8 protein-coding genes are annotated in these 6,796 nt (G+C 61.4%); 6 read left to right on the top strand and 2 right to left on the bottom strand.

The genetic code is table 11. From position 1 onward, the window contains the following. Positions 1-119: 119 nt before the first annotated feature. Both PG5_RS09650 and PG5_RS09645 read left to right on the top strand, forming a co-directional pair. Entirely contained in the window at positions 120-941 is an 822-nt protein-coding gene (locus PG5_RS09650; RefSeq protein WP_020796925.1) for an aldo/keto reductase, read from the top strand. A 27-nt stretch (positions 942-968) separates the two neighbouring features. Further along, positions 969-1,439: a DUF1810 domain-containing protein gene (locus PG5_RS09645; RefSeq protein ID WP_020796924.1), complete on the top strand. Its 471-nt coding sequence runs from the start codon at positions 969-971 to the stop codon at positions 1,437-1,439. On the opposite strand, the gene PG5_RS09640 is transcribed toward PG5_RS09645, so the two are convergent. Beyond that, the gene (locus PG5_RS09640) at positions 1,404-3,764 is read right to left on the bottom strand and encodes a DNA polymerase II (protein WP_020796923.1); all 2,361 of its coding nucleotides are present in this window, start codon (positions 3,762-3,764) and stop codon (positions 1,404-1,406) included. The genes PG5_RS09645 and PG5_RS09640 overlap by 36 nt on opposite strands. Before the next feature lie 275 nt (positions 3,765-4,039). On the opposite strand from PG5_RS09640, the gene PG5_RS09635 reads away from it, so the two are divergent. Continuing rightward, positions 4,040-4,480 (top strand): CBS domain-containing protein, encoded by a 441-nt coding sequence (locus tag PG5_RS09635; protein ID WP_007944798.1) that lies wholly within the window; start codon positions 4,040-4,042, stop codon positions 4,478-4,480. A gap of 36 nt (positions 4,481-4,516) precedes the next feature. Here the strand turns inward: PG5_RS09635 and PG5_RS09630 are convergent, their stop codons facing one another. Further along, the gene (locus PG5_RS09630) at positions 4,517-5,140 is read right to left on the bottom strand and encodes a glutathione S-transferase N-terminal domain-containing protein (RefSeq protein WP_020796921.1); all 624 of its coding nucleotides are present in this window, start codon (positions 5,138-5,140) and stop codon (positions 4,517-4,519) included. Positions 5,141-5,365: 225 nt separating this feature from the next. Between PG5_RS09630 and PG5_RS09620 the strand changes: the two genes are divergently transcribed. From PG5_RS09620 to PG5_RS09610, 3 genes are all read left to right on the top strand, one after another. Then, positions 5,366-5,650, top strand: a complete 285-nt coding sequence (locus PG5_RS09620; RefSeq protein ID WP_020796919.1) for a hypothetical protein — start codon at positions 5,366-5,368, stop codon at positions 5,648-5,650. A 138-nt stretch (positions 5,651-5,788) separates the two neighbouring features. Continuing rightward, the gene (locus PG5_RS09615; protein WP_020796918.1) at positions 5,789-6,073 is read left to right on the top strand and encodes a hypothetical protein; all 285 of its coding nucleotides are present in this window, start codon (positions 5,789-5,791) and stop codon (positions 6,071-6,073) included. 103 nt (positions 6,074-6,176) lie between these two features. Beyond that, positions 6,177-6,746 (top strand): chorismate mutase, encoded by a 570-nt coding sequence (locus PG5_RS09610; RefSeq protein ID WP_020796917.1) that lies wholly within the window; start codon positions 6,177-6,179, stop codon positions 6,744-6,746. Positions 6,747-6,796: the final 50 nt, after the last annotated feature.

The following is a 6,796-nucleotide window of genomic DNA, read 5'->3' as shown; positions in this document are numbered from 1 at the left end:
ATCGTTGACGCCCATCGCGACGGTGCGACGATTCGACATGCTCGCTCCTACAGCCACCCGGATGGAACCCGAGGGGCTATCCTGATGCCAACAGAAATAATGACCAGAAGGAGCAAAGCATGCGTACCCAGCAATTGGCCGGCACCCGGGTACCGGTCATCGGCCAGGGCACCTGGCAAATGGGCGAGGACCCTGCCCGCCATCAAGAGGAGGTCGCCGCACTGCGCCTGGGCATCGACTTGGGCATGACTCTGATCGACACCGCCGAAATGTATGGCGAAGGCGGTGCCGAACTAGTGGTGGGCGACGCCATCGCCGGCCAGCGCGACCAGGTCTTCCTCGTCAGCAAGGTCTACCCGCACAACGCCAGCCGCCAGGGCATTCCCCAGGCGTGCGAGCGCAGCCTGCGACGGCTGAAGACCGATTCCATCGACCTGTACCTGTTGCACTGGCGCGGCCAGTATCCCCTGGAAGAAACGGTAGAAGCCTTCGAACGCCTGCGTGAAGCCGGCAAGATAGGCCGTTGGGGCGTGTCCAACTTTGATCTCGACGACCTGCAAGAGCTCTCGACAGAGGGCTGTGCCACCAATCAAGTGCTCTATAACCTGGAGGAACGTGGCATAGAATTTGATCTATTGCCCTGGTGCAAGGAGCAACACATGCCGGTCATGGCTTACTGTCCGATCGGCCAGGCAGGGAAAATGCTGGCCAATGCTACGCTCAAACAAGTAGCTGCCCGCCACGACGCCACGCCTGCCCAGGTTTCCCTGGCCTGGCTGCTGCGCCAGGACGGCGTGATCGCCATCCCCAAGGCCGTCCGCCCCGAACACGTGCGGCTCAATGCGCAAGCGGCGCAGTTGAAGCTGGAGGCTGGGGATCTGGAGGCGCTGGACCAAGCGTTTCAGGCGCCCAAACGCAAGCAGCGGTTGGCCATGGTCTAAGCCATCGCGGTGTCAGAGGGCTTCGACATGAGAAGCACCGATCAACCGGACGCCTTTAACCTGCAACGCTTCGTCCAGGCGCAGAACCCGGTGTTCGACCGGGTCCAGGCCGAACTCGAAGCCGGCCACAAGCGCAGTCACTGGATGTGGTTCGTTTTCCCGCAGTTCGCCGGGTTGGGTGACAGCGAAATGTCCCGGCGCTTCGCGATCCGTTCCCGGGAAGAAGCGCAGGCCTACCTAGAACACCCGCTGCTGGGTGTCCGGCTGCGCACGTGTACCCAACAGGTGCTGAACATCCGGCAGCGCTCGGTGGCAGCGATATTCGGCCACCCCGACGACCTGAAATTTCGCTCCTCGATGACCTTGTTCGCCCAGGTCGCGGACGACGACAGTCTCTTTCATCAAGCCTTGAACCAATACTTTCACGGCATTCTGGATGACTGGACCCTGTCGCTGATGGACTCAAAACAAGCCCAGTTGCCCCCCCACCAGGGTTGAGAAATCGTCATCGACAAACGGCAGGATAGCGTCTGCCACCGGTTGCAGTTGCCGGGTGATGTAGTGGTCGTAGTCGATGGGGGCACTGCGGATCTCCAGCGGCTCGGGGCCGGCGACAGTGATGACGTAGCTGATCCAGCCGCCATTCTGGTACTGCCGCGGGCGGCCTTGGCGATCGTTGTAATCGTCGGCAATCCGCGCCGCCCGTACATGGGGCGGGACGTTGCGCTGGTAGTCGTCCAGCGTGCGGCGCAGGCGCTTGCGGTAGATCAGGCGGTCGTCGAACTCACCGGCCAGGGTCTTGCGCACATACTCGCGCACGTAGTCCTGATAGGGTTTGCGGTGGAAGATCAGTGAATACAGCTCCTGCTGGAATTGCCTGGCCAGCAGCGACCAGTCGGTGCGCACGGTTTCCAGGCCCTTGTAGACCATTTCGTCGCTGCCATCGGCGCGCGTGACCAATCCGGCGTATCGCTTCTTGCTGCCCTCCTCCGCGCCGCGAATGGTCGGCATCAGGAAGCGTTTGTAGTGGGTTTCGAACTGCAGCTCCAGCACGCTCTCCAGGCCGTACTCTTCACGCACGTGCTCACGCCACCACTGGTTGACGTGGTCGACCAGCGCGCGGCCGATCTGCGCGGCCTCCTGCTGGCCGTGGGCGCGGCGCAGCCAGACGAAGGTCGAGTCGGTGTCGCCGTAGATCACCGTATGGCCCTGGTCTTCGATCAGCTTTCGGGTGCGCAGCATGATCTCGTGGCCACGCAAGGTAATCGATGACGCCAGGCGCGTGTCGAAGAAGCGGCAGCCACTGGAACCGAGCACGCCGTAGAACGCGTTCATGATGATCTTCAGCGCCTGGGACAGCGGCGCATTGTGCTCACGCTTGGCGGTTTCCCGGCCTTCGGCGACCCGGGCGACAATGGCGGGCAGGCAATGCCGGGTGCGGGAAAACCGCGCCCCGCGAAAACCCGGTACCGAGTCCTGGTCATCGGGGTGCTTGAGCCCTTCGATCAAGCCTACCGGGTCGATGAGGAAGGTACGGATGATCGACGGATAGAGGCTCTTGTAGTCGAACACCAGCACCGACTCGTACAACCCCGGTCGCGAGTCCATGACAAATCCGCCAGGGCTCGCTTGTGCCGGCTTGCTGCCCAGGTTTGGCGCAACGAAGCCCTGGCGATGCATCAACGGCATGTAGAGGTGGGTGAACGCCGCCACCGATCCGCCCATGCGATCGGCCGGCAACCCGGTGACACTGGCCCGCTCCAGCAGGAACTTGAGCAGCTCGGTCTTGGCGAAGATCCGCGTGACCAGCTCGCAGTCCTTGAGGTTGTACTTGGCCAGCGCCGGCTTGTCCTCGGCGAACATGCGGTTGATTTCATCCATGCGCTGGTACGGGTTATCAATCGACTTGCCTTCACCCAGCAGGGTTTGCGCGACATTTTCCAGGCTGAACGAGGGGAAGCTCCAGGTCGCCGAGCGCAGGGACTCGATGCCGTCGATGATCAGCCGGCCGGCGGCGGATGCAAAGTAATGATTGCCGCTGCCGTGTTCGCGCCATTGCATTTCCTCGCCGCCTCGCCCCAGTTTCAGCGGCACGGCCAGGCGTCGGGCGTGTTCATGCAAGACCCGCAGGTCGAACTGCACGACGTTCCAGCCGATGATCGCGTCAGGGTCGTGGCGGGCAAACCATTCATTGAGTTTCTTCAGCAGCAGGGTTCGCGATTCGCAGTATTCGAGCTGGAAATCCACCGCGCCGTGGTCGCCATTGGGCGGGCCGAGCATATACACCTGACGCTCGCCGCAACCTTCAAGAGCAATGGAATACAACTCGGCCTGGGCGGTGGTTTCAATGTCCAGGGACACCAGTTTCAGGCTGGGACGGTAGTCGGGATCGGGTTTCATCTGCGCCTCGAGCAGCAGGCCATCGCCCCCCGGCGTGCCGCCAAAGCGTACTGGCGCGGTGATGAACCGCTCCATCATGTAGCGCTCCGGCGGGCGCACATCGGCCTCGTACACCTCGACGCCCGCCCTGCGCAGTGCGGTTTCCAGGCGCATCAGTTGCCCGTGCTGCTGGCAATACAGGCCGAGCACCGGGCGATGTTCAAAGTCCTGCAGGGCCAGGGGCTTGAGCTCGACGTTTTTTTCGTCGCGCAACAGCGCCTCGGCCTGCTCGCGCTGATCGGCCGGGATAAACGCCACCGACGGCTGATGCGGCAGGCGGATGCGCCGGGGACCGCTATCGGTCGCCAGCCAGAACTCGACTTCGGTGCCCGCCGGCGTGTCGCGCCAATGCCGGGTCAGGACGAAGCCCTGGGGTAAATCCACCACTGCAGACCTCGGGTTTTGTTCAAGCGAGTAATTCTACGCGTCATCCACACCTGTAGGAGCTGCCGCAGGCTGCGATCTTTTGATTTTGATTTACAGGAGCAAGATCAAAAGATCGCAGCCTGCGGCAGCTCCTACAAAGGCTGCGATTTTTTCGGGTTCGGAAAAAATCCGCCGAATGACGTTTTTTGTGTGCTATCTGCCGCTTTTGCCCTTGCCCTGAACGCCTGGGTCTACGATTCTTCAAGGACAACGACAACACCCGGAAAACCGCCATGAAAACCGTCGCGCAACTGCTCAAGTTGAAAGATCAAAAGAACCAGGAAGTGCACCAGATCAAACCTGATCACATGGTGCTCGAAGCGCTGATGAAGATGGCCGAAAAAAACGTCGGTGCCTTGCTGGTGGTGGAGAATGACGAGGTACTGGGCATCATCAGTGAACGCGACTACGCGCGCAAACTGGTGCTGCATGGCCGCTCCTCCGTGGGCACGCCGGTACGCGACATCATGGTATCGCCCGTCATCACCGTGGACACCCATCAAACCGTCGACACCTGCCTGGGCATCATGTCCGACAGACGCTTACGTCACCTGCCGGTGGTGGAAAACGGCAAGTTGATCGGCCTGCTGTCGATCGGCGACCTGGTCAAGGAAGCCATCGCCGAACAGGCCGAGTTGATTCGCCAGCTGGAGCAGTACATTCGCGGCGAATAGTACGGGTACACCCCCCACATTATTAATTTGTGGTGATCAGGCAGGCCAATGCCTGGCAAAGACCGGCGCCAATATCGGATGCCGGTCAATGCGTTCCAGCCAGACGGAAAAGCCCGGCCGGGTTCGGCGCAAATGCTCGCGGCTGCCGCCCCAGCGTGTGACCACGGCCGCCAGCACATCCAGCGCGCCCGGAGCCTCTTCACCCAGGTACAGCTCAGCGGAAAACTGGTCGGCAAACACTTCCCAGCTCCAATGCAAGCGCTGCCGGGTACCGGCCATGAGGTTTTGCCGCGAGGCTTCATCAGCATTGGCCAGCCAGCGTTCCGGGTAATCGATGATGCCGATGGCCGCATAACAATTGCTGACGATGAACGCCAGGCCCCGAATGGCTTGGTCACGCTCGGCAGGGTCAGCCGGCAACAGGTTCGACTCGGGAAATGTCAGCCCGAGATGAATCAGGATCGCCGCGCTCTCCGTGAGGACACTGCCGTCGGGCAGTTGCAGCGTCGGAATCTGCTTGAGCGGATTGAGCTTCTCCAGTGCCTGGGCCGCCTGCGGGGACGTTTCGACATCAATGAAGCGATAGGCGATCTCACACAGCTCCAGGGCGGCCTCGATCGCAGCCGCGCCCGAGTTCTGGTGTCCGTAGAGTTGATACATACATACCTCCTGGTTGGCCGCGATCAGCACCAGCTATCCAGTGTAGAAGGCGCCATCGACCACGACCCGAGCGTCCGACGACTGCACCATCACGCCCACGAACGGTACCGCACCGCCCCTATTAATAGCGTCGATGTTCACCATCACGTCAATGAAGTTCTCTAAAAAAATCCACGGCGTAACATCAGCTCCATACCAAACAACTACACCCCGGAGCACACGATCATGAAACGCCAAACTCTCCTCAGCATTGCTTTCTCGGTTTTCGCAGTTAACGCTTTTGCCGCTACCTCTGTTCAGCCTGTCGTGGCTGAAGGTGGCTCGGATCGTCTGATTGAAAGCCGGGTGGCCGAGGGTGGTTCGGATCGCTTGATCGAGAATCGCGTCGCTGCCGATGGTTCGGATCGCCTGCAAGGCAACACCGTCGCCGCCGATGGCTCCGACCGCCTGCAAGGCAACACTGTCGCCGCCGATGGCTCTGACCGCCTGCAAGGCAACACTGTCGCCTGATCCCATCGCTTCACCGCACCCACAAAAAGCCCGGCCTGATCAGCCGGGCTTTTTCGTCACAGGGTTCTACCCCTGGATCGCGATCGTCTATCCTGTGTGCCCGATTCTGGCCATGCCGCCATCCCGCCGGAGACACCTGTGCCGCCCCTTACTGCCCGAGAGATTTACCAGCAACTGCGCGACGCCGCCTTGGGCCTGCGCCCGCTCCGGCGACTTGACGGGCAAGCCGGTCCGGTATTCATCGACATCGAAGGTTGGCGCTTGAGCCTCGATGTCGACCACCTTCACTTGCGTCACTGCCTGCATTGCCAGAGCCCGGATGGCCGCGTGTTCGACGGTGGTCAGCGTTTCGGGACTGACCCGGTGAGTTTGCTCAGCACCTGGGAGCTGGCGCAGATCGAGCGGATGCTGGCCGGCGACTGAGGCGCAACCGGGATATTGCGAAAGTGCTCGCTGAACTATCGTTCATCTGGCTCAGCTGTGATACATAAGACCTGATGCGCATCCCGTGCCCGAGAGGTTGCTTATGTTCCGCTGCCCACGCTTGCCGCAAGTCCTGGCTTGTTCGCTGTTCGGCTTACTCGCCAGCGTCGCCCATGCCGCCACGCCCTCCCCGGCACCCGAAACGCTGCAGCCACTGCTGAACACCATCAATGAGCGCCTGGACATTGCCGACCTGGTGGCGCTGGCCAAGTGGGACAGTGGCAAACCGATCCAGGATACCGCACGGGAAACCCTGCTCATCAACAACGCCAGGAAGCAGGCAACCGGTAGCAACGTGAACCCGGACGAAGCCGCCGACTTGATCGCCGCGCAGATCGAAGCCAACAAGCTGGTGCAGTACGGACTGATCGCGCAATGGCAAGCCGCGCACAAGGCACCCGACCTGCCACGGCCAGACCTCACTCAACTGCGCGCAAAGCAGGACGAACTGCAAGCCCGCCTGTTGCAGCAATACGCCGCTTTCGTGCCCTATCGTGTCGATCCGGAATGCCCGCAGTGGCTGGCGGCGCAGCGCTCGGACCTGATCAAGGATGCGCTGCATGGCCAGGCGTTGATCCGCGCTACAGGGGAGCTGTGCATCACGGATCTATGATCGAAACCAATCTCCCCCCTGTAGGAGCGAGCATGCTCGCGATGGAGGTC

Origin of the sequence: Pseudomonas sp. G5(2012) (assembly GCF_000408945.1) — a bacterium.
GTDB lineage: Bacteria > Pseudomonadota > Gammaproteobacteria > Pseudomonadales > Pseudomonadaceae > Aquipseudomonas > Aquipseudomonas umsongensis.
Note: the sequence above shows the minus strand (reverse complement) of the source record. Positions and strands in the feature narration are given on the sequence as shown.